The sequence below is a fragment of the Campylobacter concisus genome (assembly GCF_001298465.1).
Classification (GTDB): Bacteria; Campylobacterota; Campylobacteria; order Campylobacterales; family Campylobacteraceae; genus Campylobacter_A; species Campylobacter_A concisus.
Genome location: NZ_CP012541.1, coordinates 1,512,900 through 1,537,055, shown reverse-complemented (window position 1 = coordinate 1,537,055; position 24,156 = coordinate 1,512,900). Strand labels below are relative to the sequence as shown.

Here is a 24,156-nt window from a genome sequence, read left to right as displayed (position 1 = left end):
TTGAAAATGCATTTCAAGTCTTAAGGAAGAGATATGAGAAAAGTTATAGATGAAGCTACAAGCTATCTTTGCAAGGATACTTTAGGGCTAGATTTAGAGTTTGGCAAGAGTCTGGGCAAAGGATTTTACGGAGCTAGCATACCAGTCTATAAGGGTAAAAGCGAGTATCATTTTTACCTATTTTTTAAAAAAGATACTTTGAAAATTTTCATGAATGCCTTTTTTGGTCACGAAGATGTTGATGGTGGCGATCTGGACGATCTTTGCAAAGAGATAGCTAATCAAATCATCGGCAAAGCTAAAAATTTACTAAATGAAAAAGAGCCAAATGCTTATAAGCTTGGAACGCCTGAATTTTTAGGCGAAGTTGAAAATTTTGGTATAAAGCTAAAAGAAAAATTTATATATAAAATAAAAAATAGAACATTTCAAATAGGCTACGACATACAATGAACGATGAGAGTGCGATAGAGACGCTAGAGCAGCTAGGGCTTTTTAAGAGCTATGATGAGCTTATGGATATAAGCGTTGATTTTATAGCTGAGCTAGGAACTACCACGGTTAGTATAAATGAGCTTTTGAAATTTGAAGCTGGCTCGGTCATAGACCTTGAAAAGCCGGCTGGTGAGAGCGTGGAGCTATATATAAATAATAGAATTTTTGGAAAAGGCGAAGTAATGGTTTATGAGAAAAATTTAGCCATCAGGATAAATGAAATTTTGGATTCAAAGTCAGTTATTCAGTACTTCAAAAAAGAACTTTTATGAAATTTATACTATTTTTCTTACTTTTTGTAACTCAAATTTTAGCTTCAAATCTATTAACTTACAATATCTATGAACGTGCTGATAGAGTCGATATTATGCTTAGCTTTGATGCACCTTATGAAGGAAATATCTTTCAAAAGCGCGAAAAAGACACAACATCTTTGATATTAAATTCGCTAAATTACGATCAAAGTGCTAGTAAAGACATAAACTCAAAGATTATTCAAGAGCTTGAGATAGAGCCAAAGCAAAACTCGCTTGTCTTAAATTTGCGCTCAAATGATGCTATTATCGTAAATGCTTCAAAGACGACTGATAGTTTTGGACTCCGCATTCGTGTAACTCTAAAAAATGCAAAACCTCAAATACAAAATATGCCTCAAGCTAGTGCAAAAATAGAGACCCCTAGCACTCCAAAGATGGATGAAGAGCCTATGCTGAATATAGACTCAAGGTATTTTATAGTCTTAAGTGTGCTTATTGCGCTTCTTGTATTTTTATATGTATTTAAAAGATATATTACTTCAAAGAGTAATGATTTTAGCGGATTTAAAGCACCTAGAAATCAGTCTCAAAATGATACAAAATCAATGAACTGGCTACTTAAAAATCAAAATAGTAACGTCAATATAATATATGAAAAATATCTTGATCGCACGAATAAACTAATGCTATTAAGCTATGAAAATAGGCGTTATTTAGTGATAGTTGGTAGCTCAAATGTAATGCTTGATAGCTTTGGTGAAGACAAGATACAAAATGAGCAAGATTTTGCTATATTTTTCGAAGAGAACAAGAAAAAACTAAGCTCATTTTTAGAAGAGCGAAAAAATAGTTTAAGTAACTATAAAGATAAAATGAGCGGAGAATTTTAGTAGTTTTAGCTAAAATTCTCATCCAATTTAAATTTTTATGCGTTAAAGCTAGTTTCAAAATTTATACAAACGAAATAGCAAAAATTTCAGGCTTTGTGATCTTTTTTATCTCTTCTTTTGCCATAGCAAATTCTTTTGCGCCTTCTATTTTCAGCGTATGCCCACTAAATTCGAAGTTTAGATTTGGCCTTTCACAGGTTAGATCAAGTGCCTTTGCTAGTGAGAGTATAAAACTTAGCCATCTTATACACTCGGCTTTTGGAAGTAAATTTTTATATCGCTCAAATTCATAGATGTTTTTCTTTCCGTTTGTGCCAATTACTACTGCAATCAATGCTTTTTGTTCATGCGAAAAGCCATAATTTAAGGCATTTAGGACTATATAGGCTGAGTTTTTATGATCGCCATAAAAGCCAATCTCTTGACCGACATTGTGAAGTTTTGTAGCAACTAAAAGCACTTCAAGATAGTTATCGCTTAAACCGTGAAGCTTTTTTAATACCATAAATATATCTTTTGCATATCTTGTGACCGATTTATTACATGATAATATAAAACGATCTTGCAAACTTTTGATACTTGGATTAAAATTTTGCGGAAATTTAATGCTAGGGCGTAAAAAATCTTTTAAGAACACTCCCTCTCTTACGCCAACCCCACTTGTTATAATATTTTTGGCATTTAGAGCTTCGGCAAGGGCTAAAAAGATATGTGCGCCTTCTCTAATGGTGTCGTATCTATCTTTTTTAATAGGAAATTTATTTAGCTCAAGCACGCTAACATTTGCAATGCTCTCGATGTAGGCTTGCTCGTCGCTAAGCTTATAGCAAAAGCCATGCAGTGATGAGAGTGGATATAAATTTTTGCTCATTATAGCAGATGATATCGCTCTAAGAGAGCCACCAATAGCGATTATATTTTGGCATTTAAATCGCTCATATATCTGTTTTGTAACTTGTTCTAAAAATTTTGGCAACTTATTTAAGTTTTTCTTATCAAAAAAAAGCTCTTTTAACCTAACTGTACCAATGTCAAGTGAGAGCGTATCTATTATTTTGCCTTTGCTTATTCTGGCAAGCTCAGTTGATCCGCCACCGATATCAATAGTGACGCATTCAGCGATGTTATGGAGTAAATTCTTGGCCGCGATTGCACCAAAAGTAGCCTCTTCTTTGCCGTCTATGACTTTTAAATTTATGCCAAGTTTTTTTCTTAAAAGAGAGATCAAAACATTTGCGTTTGGAGCGTCCCTAAGCGCTGAAGTACCAACACATAAGACTTTATTGCATTTGTAGCTTTTTATGATATTTGAAAATTCTCTAAAAGCCTTTAGCGCTTTTTCCATCGAGCTTTCGGATATTTCATTGTTTGAGCCATATCCGCCTTCACCTAGGCGAACCTTTGTTTTATATTCAGCTAGTATAAAAAATGCTAAGCGTGACGTTCTCTCAAATATCGCCATTCGCATGGAATTTGAGCCAAGGTCGATTACTGCGGTTCTCTTTGCCATTTTTATCCTTTTATATTTAAAACTAGGCTTGCGACTGCACCGCTTCTATCGTTTCTATTTTTAATGTCTACTTCGCCACCAAGAGCCTGTGCTGCACCTTTAACTAGAAACAACCCAAGCCCAGCACCACCTTTGTCGCCATATCTTTTAAATGGAGCAAATAAATCTTTACTCTCATCTATGCCTATTCCTTCATCTATTACTTCGATGATAAATTTATTTTTTATAAGCTTAGAACTAATCGTAATGGTGCTATTTTTTGGTGAAAATTTAATGGCATTTTGAACAAAATTTTGCACGATGTGAGTTAATAGGCTAGTTTGGATTTTTAGATTTAAAATTTCTGGTTTTAGGTCCAGTTTTATATTTTTTTCATCATTTTTTGCAAGTATCTCATAGTTTTTCGCAAGTTTTTTTAAAAATCCTATGACATCGGTATTTACTGGCTCTTCAAACTGAGCTCCTTCTTGACGGCCGATCTCAAGTATAGAACTTATCATCGCGTTCATGCCGTTTATAGCTTCATTGTTTGATTTTAGAGCTTCGATATATTTTTCACTCTCGCGTGGCTTTAAAAGTGTAACTTCATTTTTTGTTTTCATTACAGCCAGCGGTGTTTTTAACTCATGCGCTACGCCTACAAAAAGTTCTTTTTGGTATAAGACAAATGTTTGGATTCGAGAGATTAGCCTATTTATGCTCTGTCCAAGTGGTAAAAACTCATCTGGTAGACTTTTTATATCTATCTCATGAAGAAATTTTTCGTCTAAATTTGTAAGCTTGTGACTTAAAATTTTTATAGGTATTAAAAGCATTCTTGATAAAAATAGTGCATAAAAAAGCACCAAAAGTATCGCTGACACATTTACGATTATAATATCTATAAAAATTTCTTCTACTATATGAGCTTGAAGTGTAGTATCTTTTTCTAGGCTTAAATAACTGCTTTCATCAAGTTTTGTTATTAAAATAGTTTTACTTTGATCCTTTGATTTTTGTGTTACGATATATGTTTCTTTATCTTGTGGCTCGTCTGTTTTTATCGTTGCTAGGGTTTTGTTTGGATTTTCTATCGTAAATGTTTTTGAATTTAAAGGATTGAAATTCTGAGGATTTTTTTTATAAGCTTCTGCTTGATAGTTTAGCTCATTAACTACACTTTGAAAAACAGTAACCCTTATATAGTGATAAAGCATTACCGAAATAACTACAATTAGCATCATAGCACCAGATGCTAATTGTAATATAAATCTATTTCTTAAGCTTTTTTGGGAAAACAAAATCTATATCCGCGTCTTCTAACGGTTTCAATCGTTGAAATATTTAGCGGCTTATCCATTTTTTGGCGAATTTGATTGATAACAACCTCGATAACGTTTGGAGTTACAAGCTCTGGCTCCTCCCAAATAGCATCAAGTAGTTGCTCTTTAGATACGATCTGATCTGAGTGTCTTGCAAGGTGAGTTAGTACCTCAAACGGTTTACCTTTTAACTCAATATCACGACCTAAATATGTGATTTTCTCTTCATCTGGATTGATGATGAGCTCGTCTATTTTGATGATATTTGTACCACCAAAGCGTAGTCTAGCTTCAAGTCTAGCTACTAAGATGTCAAAATCAAATGGCTTTTTGATATAGTCATCAGCACCAGCTCTAAGTGCTTTTATTTCGCTCTCTTTATCATCTTTTGCAGAAAGTACAACAACTGAGGTGCGTGGAGATTTGTGTTTGATGATATTTATAAGATCTACTCCATCGCCATCTTGAAGCATCCAATCAGTTAAAACCAAGTCATAGTTTCTGATGCCGATGTAGTACTCAGCATCTTTAAAATTTTCAGAGCTATCTGTCTGGTAGCCAAACTCTTGTAGGCCCTCAGCAATCGTCTTGTTTAGCGTTACTTCATCTTCTACTATTAAAATACGCATTTTATTTCCTTAAACTAAAATTTATTGGGGATTGTATCATAAATTAAGCAACATTTCAAGATACTTTAATAAATTTTTAAAAAACAGTGCTTATTTTTGCTCCGACGACCGCATTTGGTAAAATTTCAGTTTTTAAAATTTCCATTTTCAAGCTAGTAAGTGAGTCAAACTTTTCTTTTAATGCTTTGCAGGTTACTTCAAGTGACTCTTCAACGCTCTGAAATTTTTTTTCATTGTAAAAACTATTTATAAAATCCATAACTAAAATATAATCAACAAAACTAGTTGAACAAATTTCTAGATTTACTTGTACTTCTTGCTTTCCTACTCGCTCAAAGTCAAGCATTCCAATAACTGTTTTAAATTTATAATCTTTTATAATAGTTGTTATTTCACTTTTCATACGACTTTTTGCTCCTTGCCAGATATTAGGCGAACGATATTTGGTATATGTTTATAAACTACCAAAAATGCAATGATTAGAAGCGGTGCATGCGTGTAAATTTCATCTAACTCCGGATGGATCACAAAGCTTGAGACAATGAGTGCTATCAAAGCACAAAGTGAGGCAAGCGAGCTAATCTTTAAAAATTTACCAACAAAAAACCAAACTACTAAAGCGATAATAATCTCAACTGGCAAGAAAAATGCTATCACGCCAGCTCCAGTAGCAACACCTTTGCCACCCTGAAATCCTAAAAATACTGAGAAACAGTGTCCTGCTACACTTAAAACTGCCATCGTCCAAAGTACGCTTTGACTAGCACCTAAAGATAAAGCGACTATAAGCGGCAAAACACCCTTTAGTACATCACAAACCACAGTCAAAATAGCAAGCTTTTTGGCTAGTTTTGGATTGGTTTGTTTTAAAACTCTTAGGACATTTGTTGCCCCAATGCTTTTACTACCTTCGTTTTTTATATCAACGTGTCCAAAAATTCTTGCGAGTATCAAGCCTGATGGGATACTACCAAGTAAATAGCTAATAGCATAAAGTATTAAGTTTTGCATATATTACCTTTTATAATTAAAGAGCGAATGATAGTAAAAAAATACTAATTCTTTTATAAATTATCTCCATAAAAGCACGACTTTTTCGTCATAGATATCACCTTTCTTAGGTGAAATTTGTGTCTCATTTATCGTAATATTTTTGACATCATTTGCTTCTTTTAACTCTTCGCTTTCTCTTAAAAATTTCTCTTCTAGCTCACTTAGGGCTAAATTTATATCATTTACATTTTGCTCGCTAAGTTTGACATCACTTCTTTCTTTTAAGACTTTATTTGCACTTCTGGCACTTGATGCAATCTTGCCGGCATTTTGACGAGATAAGAGCTTGTTGCCAAATAGTGCCCCAAGTATGCTTGCTCCGATATTTATAGCAGCATCAAGGCCACTTCCAGTCATATCTTTTTGCTCTTTATCAAGCTTTGCCAAGGCTTTGTTTAGTTTATCTTGCAAGTTTTTTTGCTCTTTTTCAAATTTTGCTGTGAGTTTTGCGGTTTGTTCTTCTAAAATTTCATTGCACTTATCTTGAAGCCTGATATAAAACTGCTCCTTTGCTTCATTGTTTTTTGAATAAATTCCCAATGCTTCGAAGGTATTAAATTTAAAATTTCTATACAGATACTCTTTAAAATCTTTTTGGATATTGTCAAAATTTTTAGCTTTTAAAATAAAATTTGGCACAGCTGCAAAGCTTGCACCGCTTGGCTCATTTTCGCTTGCTTCAACGTGCATGCCTTCGCTAGCCTCATCCCAGTTTGGCTCATTGTCATTTTCGTTTAGTTCATAAAGATAGCTTACTTCATAAACGCTATCGATGCCTTTTTTGGTGTCATAAATTCTCACCTTCGCACTTGCAAATAAATTTGGCGTGAGGCTTTTTGAGTTAGCATAAAGTTGCGTAATCTCATTTGAGATTATGGGCTTTATGCTAAATTTCATCTCGCTTTTATCCACGCTTTGAGTGCTTAAATTTTCTTTTTTATCTTTCATCAAATTTGAAATTTGCTCGCGGCTGAGCGGTCCTTTTAGATAGCTAAGCGCCCAGCGCGTGGAGATGACGTTTAAGCCGTCCTCGTTTATATTTTTGAGTAAGAAATTTCTTTTTGCCAAATTTGATATGAGATTTTCAAGCGAAGCTTTATCTAAGCTTGAGCCTGCGATGCCGCTTAGTCCGTCGATCACGCGGGCTTTATCCTGCGCTGTTTGGAGGCGGCCGATGAACCAAGTACCGATGTTGCTAAGACCTTTGTAGTCAAGATCTACTGGGTTTTGCGTGCTTAAGACGCAGCCAAGACCAAATGCACGAGCTTGTTTTAAGAGCGTAAGCATAGGCGTTTTTGACGGCGGGTTTGCATTTGGTGGGAAGAAGCCAAAAATTTCGTCCATATAAAGGATCGCTCTAAGTGAGCTTGTGCCCTCGGTGCCGCGCATCCACGCGATGATCTCGTTTAGTAAAAGGGCAACAAAAAACATCCTCTCAACGTCATTTAGGTGTGAGATTGTAAAGATATTGCACTTTGCTTTGCCGTTTTCGTCAAATAGCATCTTTGAAATTTCTAGTCTAACGCCTTGAGTCCAGCCTTTAAAACTTGGGCTTGCGATAAGTGCGTTTATCTTCATGGCAAGCTTTAGGCGCTCACTGCTTGGATAGAAGGTATCCACGTCAAAGACACCTATCTTTTTAAAAGGTGGATTTGCGATGAAATTTATAAGCTCTTCGATGCTGACATCTTTTTGCTCTTTAAATTTAGTCTCAAATATAGTTGAGATAAGCAGCTGTTCTTTTGAGTTCGTGTCCTCGGAATTTATACCTACAAGAGATAATACTGAGGCTGCAAGCGAATTTATATAGTTGCTAAAAATTTCTTCGTCATTGATATTTGGGCAGGCAAAGTCACTAAGTAGCGCCACGCCTATACCAGCTGAGCTTTTTGGTGTGTAGATGTTAAAGCTAGCGCTTTCTTTTAAAATTTTTACTCGCTCAAGGTCTTGAAAGCTCGACTCTATGCCGTTTCTCCAAAGCTCGGCTTGAGAGGTGGCAAATTCCTCTACGCTTTGACCTTTGTTGGTTGCTTCTGCTTCATCTATGTATGGTAAAAAATCCTCCGGCCTCATCTGCGGAAAGGTTAGAGCTAAATTTGTGATGTCGCCCTTTGGATCGATGATGATAGAAGGGATATTGTCTATGCATGCCTCTTCTAAAAGCGTGATACCAAGGCCTGTTTTACCGCTACCTGTCATACCTATGATAGCTACGTGGGTGGTTAGATCCTTATTTTTATAAAAAAATGGCTCTTTGTCTTTTAGTCCGATATAAAAAAGTTTTAAATTTTCTTGTATTGTTTTCACTAGCTGCCTTATTCGTATAAATTTATACGTGAGCGAAGCTCGTCAAGTGTCTCTTTTATGCGCTTTTGCGTAAAATCTTTTATCGTTTCATCATCATCGATAAGCTTCATACAGTATCTGATGTAGCCTTTATAGGTTATTTCAGTAACTAATTTTAGCCTTAAAGAAACTCTTTTTACCATTTTTTCAGACATCAAGAGATCAAAAATGACTTCTAATTCTTCGTTATCTTTAAAATTTGCAGATTGTGAACTTAATACACTTATGCCGCCTTCGGAAACATCATAAAGGCTACCTTCGATCTTGTCTTGTTTGCCTTTGATAATAGTTTTAGTAAAACGATTTGGCAAAATACGTTGGAATTTTCTTTTGTACGCATACATTGTTGTATTTAGCAAGAAATTTGAAAAAGTAACACTTTTATCTGTTATATTATAATTTATGATATCTGCACACAAAGGCTTTGAGAAAAAGCTATTTGGCAAAATAAAACCTTTGCCGTCTTGCTTCATGGCTAAAATTTGCATCATATCCACGCGAAAAACGACACTATCTTCCTTAACTTCTAAAATTTCAGCCTCATATTTTATATTTAATCCATCATATAAATTTAAAAGCTCAGGCCTTACCTTGGCTCTTTTCATGCGAGTGAATGTATTGATCGGATCTTCATAAAAAAATGTTCCGGTTTCAATCATATCTTTTACATTTGTTTCTTGCTGGTCTTTGGCACCACATAAAATTTCTTTGATTCTTGAAACGGCATTTACGAAATAACCTACGAAGGTGCTATTGTCGCAAGAGTGACTAAAATTTAAAGTCAAATTTAAAAGTAGGAAATTTATTAATTCGTCTCTTGCGTTTGATTTTGGTATTAGATTATTTAAATCATCTTGTAGTTGCATAGCATTTGGCTTTTGAATAAGCAGTGTATCAAAAATGTTTTCAAGACAAATTTTTACCTGATCGTGCGGTACGATAAATGTTAGCTGTCTACAAAATTTGATACCATCGTCGATAAATTTATCTCTTAATTTAAGTATGCTATCTTCGCAATTTATTACAAGCTCTTGCCTGCCTTTAAAATCCATGTAGTCTCCGGAATGTTGTTGATTAAAGCCAAGGCTATGATATAAAAAGTTATATTAAAAAAGTATTTAAAATTATTTGGAGGAGAAATTTCTAGGTAAAGGATACCTAGAAATTTCTGTTGATTATAGTTTGCCTTCGTTATGTGAAAGGTAGTCGGCAACACCTTCAGTGCTTGGTTTCATACCAGCATCACCTTTGTTCCAGCCAGCTGGGCAAACTTCGCCGTGCTCATTTGTAAATAGCATAGTATCAACCATTCTTATCATCTCATCGATATTTCTGCCAAGTGGAAGATCGTTTATAACTGCGTGGCGAACAGTGCCGTCTTTATCAAGCAAGAAACTACCGCGAAGCGCTACACCAGCATCTTCTAGAAGTACGTCAAATCCGCGAGCGATTGATTTTGTCATATCAGCTACGATAGGGAAGCGAACTTTACCAATACCGCCTTTGTTTACCGGAGTCTCTTTCCATGCAAAATGTGAGAATTGGTTATCGCATGAAACTGCGATAACTTCGATACCACGTGACTTGAACTCGTCATATCTTTTGTCAAATGCGATAATTTCGCTTGGGCAAACAAAAGTAAAATCCATTGGATAGAAAAATACAACCGCGCCTTTCTCGCCAATATTTTTATAAAGATTAAAATCATTTACAATTTGATTGTTTCCTAAAACTGCTGCAGCTGTAAAATCAGGTGCTTTTTTTGTTACTAACATTTGTTCTCCTTAATAATAAATTTTATTGATTGCGAAATTATATCTATACAAAATTAAATTTAGTTTAAACATATTTTAGAAATTTTTGTGTAGTAAATTTAGTGTTATTGGTAAAAGCAGAAAATGGATTTTGTTAAAAGCGATAAAAATTTGAATTTTAAAAAATTATTGATGAGAGTATTTGAAAGAAATTAGTAAAAGCGTTGCTAAAAATTTAGAAGATTACTTGCTGTAATTATTGTAAATCGCTAAAATTTTTTCCGCCAAATTTTAGTATCGCTGATCCCCATGTAAAGCCGCCACCAAATGCATCAAGAAGCAAAACTGAACCATTTTTGATGCGTCCATCTTCATAGGCATAATTTATAGCCATTGGAATTGAAGCGGAGCTTGTATTGCCATATTTAGCAACAGTCAAGACACATTGCTCATCTTTAAAATTTAATCTATTTTTTACTGCATCTATTATTCTTATATTCGCTTGATGAGGTATAAAAAAATCAATATCTTCGCTTTGCATTTTGTTTGCATGCAGAATTTCTATTACGCTTTTGCTAAGTGTTTGAACTGCTATTTTAAAAACTTCATTTCCACTCATATGGATAAAATTTAGTCTATTTTTTAGTGTTTCCTCACTGGCTGGAAATACACTCCCGCATCCTGGGGTTATTAAAAGTTCAGCTTGCTTGCCGTCGCTTGCCGTATGAATATCGATGATCTCATTTTCATTGCCACTACTAATTACAGCCGCGCCTGCTCCATCACCAAATAGTATACAAGTGCTTCTATCTGTATAGTCAACAATAGAGCTTAATTTTTCAGCTCCGATGATTAAGACATTCTTTTTGGCGCCGCTAATAATGAGAGAATTTGCAAGTTCTAAAAGATAAATAAAACCTGTACAAGCTGCACTTATATCAAATGCTGTAACTCCATAGTTTAAACCCAAATTTGCAGCTATTTTGCAAGCGGTAGATGGCATACAAAGATGATCTGGAGATATCGTAGCACAGATGATTGCATCGATTTGAGATTTATCAAGTCCTGAGCGTTTTATGGCTAATTCACCAGCCTTTGTACCAAGGTCACTTGTTGTTTCGCTAGTTGCAATATACCTTTGTTCGATACCTGTTCGCTTTACTATCCATTCATCACTTGTTTCAACCATTTTCTCAAAATCAAAATTTGTTAGAATTTTTTCTGGAATGTAAGAAGCGATAGAAATCAGTGAAGCTTTTGGCATATTTTACCTTGCAAAGTGCGAAAGTTCTTCTTCGATAACTTTATTTATATTTGAATTAGCAAATTTTATTGCTTGAAAAATTGCATTTTTTATAGCTTTTGAATTGCTTTTGCCGTGACTTATGATAACACAACCATTTACACCAAGAAGCGGTGCACCGCCATATTCGTCATAGCTAACCTGCTTTTTAAGTGTCTTAAAAACTTTTCTCATGAGTACAGAGCCAGCTATAGCAAGAGGTGATTTTTTAATTTGTTTTTTGATGATTTTGCCTATTGCATCTGCAACGCCTTCACTAGTTTTTAAAAGAATATTTCCCATAAAACCATCACAAACCATTACATCAATACTGCCATCAAAAATTTGATTACCTTCTGCATTACCAATAAAGCTATCAAGCCTAGAAACTAATTTAAATGCTTCTTTGCTAACTTCATTGCCTTTGCTCTCTTCTTCACCATTTGACAAAAGACCAACTTTTGGCTCTTTTCTACCTAAAATTTCTTTTGCATAGGCCTCACCCATTATGGCAAATTGAAACAAATGCTCACTTCTGCAATCAACATTTGCACCAACATCTAAAACCAAAGTCGCAGATTCTTTTGAATTTGGCATAAGTGTTGCAATTGCTGGACGAGAAATATTTTTTAGTCTACCAATTCTTAGGGTAGCTAAACTCATAGTTGCACCACTATGACCAGCAGAAACTACAGCATCAACTTCCTTATTTTTTAAGAGTTCAATTGCTTTGTAGATAGTACTGTCTTTTCTCTTAAGCGCATCAGTTGCGCCATCTGCCATTGAGACAACTTCGCTAGCTTCTAAAAATTCGATATTTTTTAAATAAGACTGTGGAATGAGTGGTTTGATGACATTGCTATCGCCGACTAATACAGCTTTAAATTCTGTCTCTTTTAGTGCATCAATAACACCAGATATTATAGGATCTGCACCAAAATCACCACCCATAGCATCGATAGCAATGCGAATCATATTTTAATATTCACCTGTAGTTTTGTTTATGCGGTGAGGCATTTTCCAAGAACCATCTTTGTCTTTTACAGGCACTGGAAGTGTAACTTTATAATGTGTTCTACGTTTTGCTGCACGAGAATGACTCACTCTTCGCTTTGGTACTGCCATTTTTACTCTCCTTTATAAATTTTTACATTTTTCACAATAGAAATAATCACTCTTAAAAGCTTCTAACTCGCTCTCAAGGACTTCTTTTAAATCAATATTGCCATCAAAAAATTCCATCGTATCGCTAAGCTTATTTTCGCTATCTTTATAGATACCATCGCTTAAATTTAGCTCTACATCTTGATCAATAGGCAGCATAAATACTTCACCGCATCGATCGCAAATATAATTTATATTACCTTTTATTTTGCCTTGGCATTTTACCAAAAAAGGATCTTTTCTTTTTAAAAATCCAATAAAAACTAAATTATCATTTCCTACTAGCTCAAAGCTTATATCTTTGTTTGCTATTTTAGAAAAAGATATAATCAATTTTCTTGACCTAAAATTAGTAAATTTCTCTTGAAGCAAAGAAGAAATTTATTTCATTCATGGCATTTTCTAGGCTATCACTTCCGTGAACTGCATTTGCATCAATGCTATCAGCAAAATCAGCTCTTATAGTGCCAGGAGCTGCTTCTTTTGGGTTAGTTGCACCCATTAGCTCGCGGTTTTTAGCAACTGCATTGTCGCCCTCTAAAACCATAACCACAACTGGCCCGCTTATCATAAATTCGACTAGATCGTTGAAGAAAGGTCTATCTTTATGAACTGCATAAAATGCTTTTGCGTCGCATTTGCTAAGTTGGATTTTCTTTGCAGCTGCGATCCTTAGGCCGTTACTTTCAAATCTATCTATAATTTTTCCAACAACATTTTTCTTAACAGCATCAGGCTTAATAATAGAAAGTGTTCTTTGCATAAATTTTTCCTTAAATCTAGGTTATTTAAATTGAAGTTGGCAATTATATCAAATAAAGCTTAAAAATAAAATAGGCTCAAATTGAGCCTAAAATTTATAAATATAAATTTATTGAATAACTGGAATAGAGCCATTGCGTGCATCAGCACCGATCTGATCGCGCGAAGGTTGTCCTGCTACAACAGCGTCCCATACGATACAACCGTCAGTTGGACAGGCAGATGCACAGGCTGGCTCATCGTTGTAGCCTACGCACTCAACGCATTTATTTGAATAAACATAGTATGTATCTGCACCAGTTGGGTTGTCGCTATCATCAACGATGGCTGAAACTGGGCATTCATCAATACATGAACCACAGCTTATGCATATATCAGTTATTTTTACAGACATTTTTTCTCCTTAGATTAAAATTTGGCGTAGAATATCAAAAAAAGCTGAAAATGATATAAATAAGCACTTAAATTTAACTACGATCTTAAATTTTAGAAAAACTACTTTATAAATCTTTTATCACTTTTAGACTAAATTTACAGATTAAAATTTTAAAAAGGTTGTATAAATTTAATGAACGATATTATTGAAATAACTGGCGCAAGAGAACATAACTTAAAAAATATAAATCTTAAAATTCCTAAAAATAAATTAGTGGTTTTTACCGGTCTTAGCGGAAGCGGCAAGAGCACGTTAGCCTTTGATACGCTTTATGCTGAGGGGCAAAGAAGATACATGGAGAGCCTTAGCAGCTACGCTAGGCAGTTTTTGGACCGAGTGGGTAAGCCTGATGTTGATAAGATCGAGGGTTTAACGCCTGCTATCGCGATCGATCAAAAGACAACCTCTAAAAACCCTCGCTCAACGGTCGGCACGATCACTGAAATTTATGACTATCTAAGGCTCTTATACGCAAGAGTCGGCGTTCAGCACTGCCATAAATGTGGCAAACCTATCTCAAAAATGAGTGCAAGCGATATCATAAATGAAATTTCAAAACTCCCACTTGGCGCAAAAGTGATCATCTATGCGCCGCTAGTTCGTGAGAAAAAGGGCACATGGGCGGATTTGATCGAAAATTTACGCCAAAAAGGCTTTGTAAGAGCGCAAATAGATGGCGTGGTGGTGAGGCTTGATGAGGATATCGAGCTTGCAAAAACGAAAAAACACACGATCAAGGTTATTGTTGATAGGATTGCTATCGATGAGCAAAATCACGAACGCCTTGCGAGCGACGTGGAAAAGGCGCTAAATGAGAGCTTTGGCGAAGTCGAGATAGAGATCGCAAATGCCGATGAGCTTGGCTTAAAAGAGAGTTTTATACATTACAGCGAGCACATGGCTTGTTTTGACTGCAAAATTTCATTTACGCCGCTTGAACCACTAAGCTTTAGCTTTAACTCGCCAAAGGGCGCTTGCGAGCACTGCGACGGACTTGGCATAAGGTATAGCCTAGATATGAGCAAGATCATCGATGAGGAAAAGTCGATAGAAAATGGTGCTATCAAACTGCTTTATGGCTATAACATGAGCTATTACTATAAATTTTTACTTGCTTTTTGTGAGCAAAATGGTATCGATATTAAAAAGTCTTATTATGAGCTTAGTGAAGATGAAAAAAGGCTCGTTTTATATGGAAATGTGAAGGATGTTGAGTTCTTTTGGAAACGAAACAAGCTGCTTAGAAAATTTGATGGTGTAGTTAAAATTTCACATGGGCTTTTAAAGGATTATAAGGACTTCGATGAGTACATGAGCGAGAAAATTTGCGATGCTTGTAATGGCCACAGACTAAAGCCTCAAAGTCTAGCGGTCAAGGTCGCTGGCCTTGGCCTTGGTGAAATTTTAGATATGAGCATAGAAAACTGCACTGCATTTTTCTCGAATGAGAAAAATTTCGCATATCTCAGCGACTATGATAAGGCGATCGCAAAGCCTATCTTAAAAGAGATCAACGAGAGGCTTTTCTTTTTGTATGACGTTGGACTTGGCTACTTGTCTCTTGGACGTGATGCTAGGACGATCAGCGGTGGCGAGGCACAGCGTATCAGGATCGCGAGCCAGATAGGAAGCGGGCTAAGTGGCGTCATGTACGTGCTTGATGAGCCAAGTATCGGACTTCACGAGCGAGATACGTTAAAACTCATAAAGACGCTTAGAAATTTGCAAGCCAAAGGCAACTCTGTAATCGTCGTCGAGCATGATAAAAAGACGATAGAGGAGGCTGATTTTATCGTAGATATCGGCCCTGGAGCTGGTAAATTTGGCGGTAATGTGGTCTTTGCTGGTAGCTCAAAAGAGCTTTTAAGATCAGACACTCAGACTGCCCTATATATAAATGGCAAGAAAAAGATTGACTATCAAAAAAATAGAAAAGCTGAGAAGTGGCTCGAAATTTCAAATGTAAATATCAATAATATCTCAAATTTAACCGCAAAATTTCCGCTTAGAAACCTTGTAGGCATCACTGGCGTTTCAGGATCTGGCAAAAGCTCGCTAGTGCTTCAGACCTTGCTTCCAGAGGCGCAGGAGCAGCTAAATAGGGCCAAAAAAGTAAAAAAGATAGCTGGAGTAAATTTAAGCGGACTTGAGAATCTAGATAAGGTTATATATCTAGATCAAAGCCCGATCGGCCGCACCCCACGCTCAAATCCAGCGACATACACTGGCGTGATGGACGAGATCAGAAATTTGTTTGCGCAGACTAAAGAAGCTAAGCTTAGAGGCTATAAAATAGGGCGCTTTAGCTTCAACGTCAAAGGTGGACGCTGCGAGAAGTGCCAAGGCGAGGGTGAGATTACGATTGAGATGCACTTTTTGCCTGATATTAACGTAGTTTGTGACGTTTGTAATGGTGCTAGATATAACGCTCAAACCTTAGAAATTTTATACAAAGGCAAAAACATCGCTGAGGTGCTAAATATGAGCATAGATGAGGCGGTTGAGTTTTTTAAGGCTGTGCCAAAGATCGCTTCAAAGCTCACCACGCTGCAAGACGTGGGGCTTGGCTACATCACGCTTGGACAAAATGCAGTCACGCTTAGTGGTGGCGAGGCGCAACGTGTGAAGCTAGCAAAAGAGCTTAGTAGAAGTGATACCGGAAATACGCTTTACATCCTTGATGAGCCAACGACTGGACTTCATTTTGCCGATGTTGATAGGCTTGTAAAGGTGCTAAATCACTTAGTTGATCTTGGAAATTCAGTCTTTGTGATCGAGCATAATATGGATGTTATCAAAAACTGCGACTATATCGTAGATATGGGACCAGAAGGCGGCGCAAAGGGCGGTAAAGTGATAGCGTGCGGCAGTGTAAAAGAAGTAGCTAAAAACTATAAAAAAACTGGCAGCTACACGGGGAAATTTCTAGCGCAAGAGCTTGAGGAGATGAAGAAAAAATAAAAAATTTGCCTCAACCGTTTCTTTATAAAATTTAAAACGGTTGAGGCGTGTTGGATCGTTAGCTAATTTTTAAGGTCGATTTTTCATCTATCGCACTTAAAGCTAGAGCCCAAAATAGTAGCATTAAAAGTGCATTTTCATGGTGAAATGTTGTATTTGCAAGTGAAATTATATTATTAGCCATAAGCATTAAAAGTGCAAGAAAAACTATGCTATTTTGTCTAAAATTTTTAATGAATTTTATAAAGAGTAATAGTTGAAATACCAAATATGCAAGCAAGGCAACGACGCCCTTTTCTGTTAAAAATGTTAAAAAGGTATTGTGTGCGTGACTAACATGAACTTCAACATTGCCTGGAAAATATTTTGTTATATCAATGATCTTAAACTCACCAGAACCTATCCCAAATAAAGGGTGTTCTAACCACGTATAAAACGCGCTAGCAAAGATCGGATATCTAGTCTCTGATCCAGTTACTCCTTTTGTTAGTTGACTATACAATCTTTCATCTTGAGTGATATTTGTTGATATGTATATATAAGAAATAGCTATTACACTAAATAAAATTATCAAGCTTAATAAAAATTTTATTTTTATCTGTTTATTTAAAATTTCAAAAAGCAAGTAAGTAAAAATAATGATTGGTAAAAGATACATTGTAGCTCTAGAGCCAGCTATCATTATTCCAAGTACGCAAATTCCGGCAACACTTATGCCTATGTACTTTTCAAAAATTTCTTTGCTATTTATCGAAACTAATGCTACACAAAAAACTAGCAGCATAAAAATAGCGCTATGATTTACGTGTCCTATTGATTTAAGCTCAAAAAGTGCTAAAGGATCATTTGAAGTGAATTTTTCTACACAAGCAGGGATAAATGCAGCAATCAAACCAGCAAATAAGGCAAAAAATAAAATTTTAAAATTTATTTTTTCTATGCCAACACTTCTGGCTACAAAGAAAAATAGCATACACCTTAGCGGATCAAGTGCTCTTGATACAGAAACTCCATTTATAAGGCAACTTATAAAAGTAGCCAAAACAAAGATAAAAAGCGAGATATTTATGAGATCAAATTTAAATTGCTTTTTTTCTTTGACACAAATATAAATTCCAACCAATACAAAAAGTGTAAGTAAAATTTGCTTTAAGCCCTCAGTTACTGGTAGTGTAAATAAGACAATAACTAAAAAGAGATTGTAGAGCTTAGACACGATGTCATTTTTCATGCAGATCCTTTAAATTTTAAGTGGACATTTTATCATTGCTGAACTAAAAATAATATACAATTAAACAAAAATTAAAAGGAAGTATCGTGCCTGATGTGAAAATAAGCTTTGTAGTGCCTGTTTTTAACAAAAAAGAGCACATTAGGGATTGTTTAAATTCGCTTATATCTCAAGACATGGATGATATTGAGATTATAGTTATTAATGATGGAAGTACTGACAATACGCTAGAAATATTAGAAGAATATAAAGATAAAATAATATTAAAAACAAAGAGCAATGCCGGTGTTAGCGCTGCTAGAAATGACGGTATATTGCTAGCTAGTGGCAAATATACTATCTGCGTAGATGCTGATGACTATGTGGAAAAAGATTATGCTTCATGCGTTTATGATATCTCAGAAAAATTTGATGCCGACATAGTGATAACAGATATGTGTAAGGTCTATGGTCATAAAAAGCTCCTTTTTAAGGATTTTGAGACAAAAGAGGATGGCGTAATCAATAAAAACGAGTATCTAAAAAGGCTTTTAGCCTCAAGGCATAACAAAGTCTTGCATAATGCGGCAAACAAGGCGATTAGGACTAAAATTTTAAAAGAAAATTTATTTCCAGTTGGGATCACGCAAGCTGAAGATTTTCACACTGTAGTGAGAAATGTTATCGCTTCAAAAACCCTTGTAAAGCTAAATAAGGTTTTTTATTGCTATAAGATAGGAGACAACAACACTGCTGGCTTTGAAAAATTAAAAGCTGTGATGGATCATAAATTTGTCTATGACGACATAATCTCAATTTTAAAAGACAAAAATTTAGCTCTTGAAATGGTGCCAGATCTAGAGCTTAGAAAGATAAAAAGCGTCTATATACCAGCCATTTTGGCAAGACCAAATCTAAAAAATAGTAGCTATGTAAAGGCACTTGATCTTTTTTATGCAGATATTGATAGCATCATAAACTCAGCTGGTTTTTCAAAGCTTAGACTAAAGCAGAGAATTTTGCTTAAAGTGCTAAAAAATGTAAAATCGTACGAAAATGTATCAAAAATTTTAAAAATCTTTAATACAATAAATGGCTTTTTGTCAAATAAAAAAATGAAAGAATTTAAAGAGTAGAAGATGATAAATATACTTGAGCTTGAAAGCTCTCTTGGATTTGGTGGACAGGAACACCGCACACAGCGTGTGATAAATGGACTAGATAAGAGCAAATTTAAGGTTTTTTATGGGCTAAATCCTGGCTCAAAAAGCTTTGAGAAGCAAATAGAGTGTGAATTCGTTGAGTTTAATCTCAAAAAGTCTTTCAATATCTTTGAAATTTTAAAAATTTGTAAATTTGTAAAGCAAAATAATATAAAAATCATCTCAACTCACTCAGGCAAAGACGGCACAATAGGCGCTATAGTGGGCAAAATTTGCGGCGTTAGCGTGGTTCGCACTAGGCATTTGCAGCTGCCTATAACATCGCCTTTGCCTTATAATCTAAGTACAAAAGTAGTCGGCGTGTGTGACTCAGTTTGCGCTGATCTTATCAAAAGAGGCGTGAAAAAAGAGAAGGTGCTAAAAATTTACACTGGCATTGATACGCAAAAGTACACACCAGAATTTAAGATAAATATGAAAAAAGAATTTGGCCTAAGTGACGATGTAGTGGGTGTTTGTATCGTGGCAGTGCTAAGGGCAGCTAAAAATCATAAGCTCTTAATCGATGCATTTGATGAGCTAAATTTAGAAAAGTCAGCTCTCTTTATCGTAGGTGACGGTCCTCAAAATGAGAATCTAAAAGAGTATATAAAAGATAAAAAAAATATCTTTATGCTCGGCAATAGAACCGATGTGAGTGATTTTTTGGGCTCACTTGATATTTGTGTGTTGCCTTCAGAGATGGAGGCCATAGGTGGAGCGTTGCTTGAAGCATCTTCGTGCAAGCTAGCTACTATTGGAAGCGATGTAGGCGGTCTTGGCGAGGCAGTGAGTGATGGAAAGAGTGGATTTTTATTTCAAAATGGCGATAAAGAGGGGCTAAAAAAGGTACTTGAAAGGCTCATTTTGGATGAAAATTTAAGAAAACAGATGGGCGAGTTTGGCAGAGAGTATGTAAAAGAGACATTTAGCATCGAAAAAATGATAGAAAACACACAAAATTTATATATGGAACTTGTAAAATGAGCGTAACAGTTTTAATGTATCATCATGTGCTTAAAAAAAGTGGGTTTATTGCAAGTAGTGTAGATGAGTTTAGAGATCAGATGAAATTTTTGGCTCAAAATGGCTACAAATCGCTAAGTTCGGCCGAGTTTGTGGCATATAAAAAAGGTGAGCTTAGTGTGCCTAAAAAGAGTGTCTTTATCACATTTGATGATGGCTGGAAGGATAATTTTGTTTACGCATATCCTATTATCAAGGAATTTAATCTTAAAGCGACTATTTTTTTAGTTGCTGGCTGGATAGAGCAGGCGAGTAGAAAAAGTGGCGAGTTTATAGAGCTAGATCATAACGAATACAAAAATGCTGCACCAACTAGACCTGAAGATGTCTTTTTAAACTACGAGGAAATAGTAAAGATGAAAGAGTGCTTTGACTTTCACTCGCATACTTATACGCATTTTGATGATTATTTTGGTATTTGTGAAATGAAAGAAAATTTTACAAAATGCAAAGAATTTATGTATAAAAATTTTGGCTTTGATGACAAGCTTCTTTGCTGGCCAAGAGGTAAATTTAATGATGAGCTAAAAAATGTGGCAAAAAGCGTTGGCTATGAGGTATTTTTCACAACAAAGCGTGGGATAAATAAACCCGATGGTGTGCTTGATGATATAAGGCGAATAGCGGTAAAAAAAGATGCAAGTTGGCTAAAAAAGACACTATTTATCTATCAAAATGACTTTTTAGGCTCACTATATTCAACACTAAAATCTTAGGAGAAATTTTTATTTTGTAAAAATTCTCTCATTTTTAGCAATATGTTTTTCGTAAAATCTTGAAATTTTGTATGAGAAATTTTTATTATATTTTTTAAAAAGAGAATTTATCTTCTCTTTTTGCTTTCTTTGGATTTCCAAGCTAGAGCTATTTAGTTCCTCTGGATGAGAAAAGATGTTGCTAAAGTACATTTTTATATCAGTGTTTTTTAAGATTGCCTCCCATTTATCGGCTCCGTAAAGGCCATTTTTGTAAAAATCAAGCAGAGCTTTTGCACTCTTTCTTGTTAGAATGTAAGCAGCCGTTCTATATATACTAGCGTATGAGTATGGTGAGATAAGATATAAATTTTTTTTTATTTTTTTGCCAAAAGCACGAAATCTACTATTTAATCCATCTTGTACACCACATATTAAAATGCTATCACTACTTATATCTTTGCATAGCAAAAAGGCCTCATTTATTAATTCGTCATTTCCAATAACATCATCCTCTAATATTAAAGTGAATTCTGCGTCGCCTTGTAAAAAATCCTCATAAGCTTTTATGTGTGACATTGTGCATGCTAGCTCACCTGGAGTCGCAATTAATGGCGGTATTTTAAATTTATAATCTTCATCACAAGATTTTAACAAGCAATCTATCATGGCGCTGTAATACTCATTGACACTAAAATTTTTAGCATCAACCGCATCTATTATTTTAAATTCATCATATCTGTTAAATTGTCTTTGTAAATTTTCTCTTCGCTCTTCATCTCTTTTTAATGATATTACATAGACGGGATTATTCATTTTTTGCTCCAACTTTTAAGTCAAATTCTAACTTGACTTTATATGTAAGGCCTGCTAGATCAAGCTCTTTTTTATTTATATGTTTTTGTGTTTTGATTAAATCGTCACTAGAATTTCTTTTATAAATTCCAGCGATTCGAGCTTCTTCATCAGCGTTTAAAATACAAAGAATGTCACATTTACTTATACGTAAAAGTGGATTTGCGCTTACGTATATTACGACTTTTACAAATGGCATGATAAATTTAAAAAATGGTTTTAACTCATCTTGATGATCGCTTTTGATTTTTATCTTTGGACGAGCTATAAATAAATTTAGGCTCATTACATCATCATCGATTACAGCGATTTGATAAGGTTTAAAGTTTTTAAATCCATTTTTTCTAATTTGTTTTGCAAGTGTACTTTTGCCACTACCGTGAAGCCCAGTAAGAGCGATTAAGGCTTGTTTTTTATCTTTTAAAATTTCTTTACAAGCCTCATTCAATGCCTCAAGCATTATTTATAGTCTCTATTTCTAAAATTTGAATATAAATTTCCTAGCACCGGCGTAGAATAGATAAAAAGCTTCTTTTTGACCCTAAAAATGTAGTCTTTTTCACTTTTTGCATTGTTTGAGATATCGATACGTCTTATCTTAAATTTATCATCTCCTGCGCAAAATCCACCATCTATCACACTAAAAGCAAAGTCATAATACTCTCTTACAACCTTTAGTGAAAGCTCGTTAAAGTGCCCTTTGGGAAAGCAAAAGCCAAATTCTTGTTTTTCGGGAAATAGCTCTTTTATCTTAGCTAGCGAGCTAGAAAATTCCTCTCTTAATTTTTCTTCATCATTGCATTTACAAGAAAAGTGGTTCGCTGTATGGCTATCAAACTCAAAAAGCCCGCTCTCTTGCATCTGTCTGATCTCGTCTAAATTTAAAAAATACTCTATATCTTTGTTGTAGTCGATATCTTTGTGTATCTTAAACGAAAAATCGTAATCCTGCCTTTTAAAATCTTTGATCTTATCTGTTATCAAAAAGCACACAGCTGGGATATTTAGCTCTTTTAGGATAGGAAATGCAAATTTATAATTATCAAAATATCCATCATCAAAAGTTAACAAAATGCTCTTTCTTGAGGCTTTTACTCGGCCACTAGCTATATCTTTAAACTGGCTGTAGTTTATAAATTTATAGCCCTCATCTAGCGCCATAAGAAGTGCTTTTCTAAATAGCTCTGGCTTAATGGCAAAGTCATTTTCATTATTATTGCAGTGATGCATCGTTAGCACGCAAACTGGGTAGTTCATTTTTGCTCCAGTAAATTTTTAATAGCCTCTTTTAGCGCCTTGTGGCTAAAGTTTTCATTCACAAATTTAAAGGCATTTTGTGAGTAAATTTTAGCTTTTTCAGGCTCATCTATCAGCCCTAAAATACACTCTTTTAGTGAAACCTCATCTAAATTTTTAGCACAAAGCCCACGCTCTTTGTCTTTAACTAGTACGTTCATCGGGGCGTTATCATAGACTACGACTGGCACTTTTGAGCTCATTGCTTCAAGCAATACAGTACCAAGCCCCTCAGAGTGCGAAGCAAATACGTAGATATCAAAACTTTTTATAACATTTGCCGCGTCATTTCTAAATCCAGTAAAGATGATCTTGTCTTTTTTGCTAAAAATAGAGGCAATCTCATTTTTTGTGCTTTCGCTAATATTTCCTGCAAATACTATAGTAGCGTCCTTCTCTTTTAAAATCTCTTTTGCTGCATTTGCGAAGTCGTAGACACCTTTCTTGCGGTAAAGCGAAGTAAATGTACCGATAACTAGCTCATCTTGAGATATATTAAACTCATCTCTAAAAGTGCTTTTTATACTATCAATCTTTTCAACATCAACCGTGCTTGGCATAAAAACTAGTCTATCTTCATTAACGCCGATATTTAGCAGATACTCCTTAACACTAGTTGAGATGTACAAAATTTTATCAAATAGTCTTTTGTGCATGAGTTTTGAGAGAAAGCCTTTTATAGGAAAAAGATTATGCCTTTCCTTGTAAAATTTAACGCCTTTGCTTCTGTAAAATAGCCCAGCAATTGCCCCAACCCAGCTATCAGTAGAGCCGTGTGTGATCAAGACATCTATCTTGTTCGAGCTTATTGCTTCGCAAAGTGCTGGTACGCTTTTATGAAAATTTTTCTTATTCATCTCTTGTGCTATAACACTAAAGCCTTCTTCTTTTGCAATACTTTCTATCTGAGAGTTTGGGTTACAAAAAAGTATGACATTGTGACCCATCTCGCGCATAAAACGCATCTCATTTAGCGTCTTATTTTGCTCGCCACCCCAGTTAAAAAGTGTCTGCGTGTGAAGAATATTCATC

At 35.1% G+C, this 24,156-nt stretch carries 26 protein-coding genes; 7 read left to right on the top strand and 19 right to left on the bottom strand.

Annotated elements, in window-relative coordinates; genetic code table 11:
• Window positions 1-33: 33 nt before the first annotated feature.
• Genes CCON33237_RS07750 through CCON33237_RS07740 form a run of 3 tightly spaced genes read left to right on the top strand, consistent with a single transcriptional unit; the run spans window position 34 to window position 1,642 of the window.
• Complete coding sequence (locus CCON33237_RS07750) at window positions 34-453, top strand: chemotaxis protein CheX (protein WP_054197109.1); 420 nt, start codon at window positions 34-36, stop codon at window positions 451-453.
• On the top strand, window positions 450-767 hold the full coding sequence (gene fliN, locus CCON33237_RS07745; protein WP_021091807.1) for a flagellar motor switch protein FliN: 318 nt from the start codon (window positions 450-452) through the stop codon (window positions 765-767). Before CCON33237_RS07750 ends, fliN begins: the two co-directional genes overlap by 4 nt.
• Window positions 764-1,642 (top strand): hypothetical protein, encoded by an 879-nt coding sequence (locus CCON33237_RS07740; RefSeq protein WP_054197108.1) that lies wholly within the window; start codon window positions 764-766, stop codon window positions 1,640-1,642. The genes fliN and CCON33237_RS07740 overlap by 4 nt, the downstream gene beginning before the upstream one ends.
• Window positions 1,643-1,703: 61 nt before the next feature.
• On the opposite strand, the gene CCON33237_RS07735 is transcribed toward CCON33237_RS07740, so the two are convergent.
• From CCON33237_RS07735 to CCON33237_RS07670, 14 genes are all read right to left on the bottom strand, one after another.
• A complete protein-coding gene (locus CCON33237_RS07735) occupies window positions 1,704-3,152 on the bottom strand; it encodes a Ppx/GppA phosphatase family protein (RefSeq protein ID WP_054197107.1) in 1,449 nt (482 codons plus the stop codon).
• A gap of 2 nt (window positions 3,153-3,154) precedes the next feature.
• The gene (locus CCON33237_RS07730) at window positions 3,155-4,372 is read right to left on the bottom strand and encodes a sensor histidine kinase (RefSeq protein ID WP_054197428.1); all 1,218 of its coding nucleotides are present in this window, start codon (window positions 4,370-4,372) and stop codon (window positions 3,155-3,157) included.
• Between the two features lie 38 nt (window positions 4,373-4,410).
• Window positions 4,411-5,082, bottom strand: coding sequence for a homeostatic response regulator transcription factor HsrA (gene hsrA / locus CCON33237_RS07725; RefSeq protein WP_054197106.1), 672 nt, complete (start codon window positions 5,080-5,082; stop codon window positions 4,411-4,413).
• 76 nt (window positions 5,083-5,158) lie between these two features.
• Window positions 5,159-5,485, bottom strand: a complete 327-nt coding sequence (locus tag CCON33237_RS07720) for a dihydroneopterin aldolase (RefSeq protein WP_054197105.1) — start codon at window positions 5,483-5,485, stop codon at window positions 5,159-5,161.
• Complete coding sequence (gene plsY, locus CCON33237_RS07715; RefSeq protein WP_054197104.1) at window positions 5,482-6,093, bottom strand: glycerol-3-phosphate 1-O-acyltransferase PlsY; 612 nt, start codon at window positions 6,091-6,093, stop codon at window positions 5,482-5,484. Before plsY ends, CCON33237_RS07720 begins: the two co-directional genes overlap by 4 nt.
• Before the next feature lie 60 nt (window positions 6,094-6,153).
• Window positions 6,154-8,442, bottom strand: coding sequence for an ATP-binding protein (locus tag CCON33237_RS07710; protein ID WP_054197103.1), 2,289 nt, complete (start codon window positions 8,440-8,442; stop codon window positions 6,154-6,156).
• 8 nt (window positions 8,443-8,450) lie between these two features.
• Window positions 8,451-9,533, bottom strand: coding sequence for a PilZ domain-containing protein (locus CCON33237_RS07705; protein ID WP_054197102.1), 1,083 nt, complete (start codon window positions 9,531-9,533; stop codon window positions 8,451-8,453).
• A 123-nt stretch (window positions 9,534-9,656) separates the two neighbouring features.
• Entirely contained in the window at window positions 9,657-10,256 is a 600-nt protein-coding gene (locus tag CCON33237_RS07700) for a peroxiredoxin (RefSeq protein WP_021091673.1), read from the bottom strand.
• Between the two features lie 235 nt (window positions 10,257-10,491).
• Window positions 10,492-11,499, bottom strand: coding sequence for a beta-ketoacyl-ACP synthase III (locus CCON33237_RS07695; RefSeq protein ID WP_054197101.1), 1,008 nt, complete (start codon window positions 11,497-11,499; stop codon window positions 10,492-10,494).
• A 3-nt stretch (window positions 11,500-11,502) separates the two neighbouring features.
• A complete protein-coding gene (gene plsX / locus CCON33237_RS07690) occupies window positions 11,503-12,492 on the bottom strand; it encodes a phosphate acyltransferase PlsX (protein ID WP_054197100.1) in 990 nt (329 codons plus the stop codon).
• 3 nt (window positions 12,493-12,495) lie between these two features.
• A complete protein-coding gene (gene rpmF / locus CCON33237_RS07685) occupies window positions 12,496-12,642 on the bottom strand; it encodes a 50S ribosomal protein L32 (RefSeq protein ID WP_002942540.1) in 147 nt (48 codons plus the stop codon).
• Window positions 12,643-12,654: 12 nt separating this feature from the next.
• Window positions 12,655-13,014, bottom strand: a complete 360-nt coding sequence (locus CCON33237_RS07680) for a DUF177 domain-containing protein (protein ID WP_054197099.1) — start codon at window positions 13,012-13,014, stop codon at window positions 12,655-12,657.
• Between the two features lie 16 nt (window positions 13,015-13,030).
• Complete coding sequence (gene ndk / locus CCON33237_RS07675) at window positions 13,031-13,444, bottom strand: nucleoside-diphosphate kinase (protein ID WP_054197098.1); 414 nt, start codon at window positions 13,442-13,444, stop codon at window positions 13,031-13,033.
• Window positions 13,445-13,552: 108 nt separating this feature from the next.
• Window positions 13,553-13,837 (bottom strand): NADH-quinone oxidoreductase subunit I, encoded by a 285-nt coding sequence (locus CCON33237_RS07670; RefSeq protein WP_021091598.1) that lies wholly within the window; start codon window positions 13,835-13,837, stop codon window positions 13,553-13,555.
• Window positions 13,838-14,011: 174 nt separating this feature from the next.
• On the opposite strand from CCON33237_RS07670, the gene uvrA reads away from it, so the two are divergent.
• Entirely contained in the window at window positions 14,012-16,840 is a 2,829-nt protein-coding gene (gene uvrA, locus CCON33237_RS07665; protein WP_054197097.1) for an excinuclease ABC subunit UvrA, read from the top strand.
• A 58-nt stretch (window positions 16,841-16,898) separates the two neighbouring features.
• On the opposite strand, the gene CCON33237_RS07660 is transcribed toward uvrA, so the two are convergent.
• The gene (locus CCON33237_RS07660) at window positions 16,899-18,071 is read right to left on the bottom strand and encodes an O-antigen ligase family protein (protein WP_054197096.1); all 1,173 of its coding nucleotides are present in this window, start codon (window positions 18,069-18,071) and stop codon (window positions 16,899-16,901) included.
• An 86-nt stretch (window positions 18,072-18,157) separates the two neighbouring features.
• Between CCON33237_RS07660 and CCON33237_RS07655 the strand changes: the two genes are divergently transcribed.
• Genes CCON33237_RS07655 through CCON33237_RS07645 form a run of 3 tightly spaced genes read left to right on the top strand, consistent with a single transcriptional unit; the run spans window position 18,158 to window position 20,994 of the window.
• Window positions 18,158-19,186, top strand: a complete 1,029-nt coding sequence (locus tag CCON33237_RS07655; RefSeq protein ID WP_054197095.1) for a glycosyltransferase family 2 protein — start codon at window positions 18,158-18,160, stop codon at window positions 19,184-19,186.
• 3 nt (window positions 19,187-19,189) lie between these two features.
• Window positions 19,190-20,239 (top strand): glycosyltransferase family 4 protein, encoded by a 1,050-nt coding sequence (locus CCON33237_RS07650; RefSeq protein WP_054197094.1) that lies wholly within the window; start codon window positions 19,190-19,192, stop codon window positions 20,237-20,239.
• Complete coding sequence (locus CCON33237_RS07645) at window positions 20,236-20,994, top strand: polysaccharide deacetylase family protein (protein WP_054197093.1); 759 nt, start codon at window positions 20,236-20,238, stop codon at window positions 20,992-20,994. The genes CCON33237_RS07650 and CCON33237_RS07645 overlap by 4 nt, the downstream gene beginning before the upstream one ends.
• Window positions 20,995-21,003: 9 nt before the next feature.
• Here CCON33237_RS07645 and CCON33237_RS07640 read toward each other — a convergent pair whose 3' ends face one another.
• From CCON33237_RS07640 to CCON33237_RS07625, 4 genes are read right to left on the bottom strand one after another with little or no spacing between them, the layout of a single operon-like run.
• Entirely contained in the window at window positions 21,004-21,789 is a 786-nt protein-coding gene (locus tag CCON33237_RS07640; protein ID WP_054197092.1) for a glycosyltransferase family 25 protein, read from the bottom strand.
• Entirely contained in the window at window positions 21,782-22,288 is a 507-nt protein-coding gene (locus CCON33237_RS07635; protein ID WP_054197091.1) for a nucleoside/nucleotide kinase family protein, read from the bottom strand. The genes CCON33237_RS07640 and CCON33237_RS07635 overlap by 8 nt, the downstream gene beginning before the upstream one ends.
• Window positions 22,288-23,085: a polysaccharide deacetylase family protein gene (locus CCON33237_RS07630; RefSeq protein ID WP_054197090.1), complete on the bottom strand. Its 798-nt coding sequence runs from the start codon at window positions 23,083-23,085 to the stop codon at window positions 22,288-22,290. The genes CCON33237_RS07635 and CCON33237_RS07630 overlap by 1 nt, the downstream gene beginning before the upstream one ends.
• Window positions 23,082-24,155, bottom strand: coding sequence for a glycosyltransferase family 4 protein (locus tag CCON33237_RS07625; RefSeq protein ID WP_054197089.1), 1,074 nt, complete (start codon window positions 24,153-24,155; stop codon window positions 23,082-23,084). Before CCON33237_RS07625 ends, CCON33237_RS07630 begins: the two co-directional genes overlap by 4 nt.
• Window position 24,156: the final 1 nt, after the last annotated feature.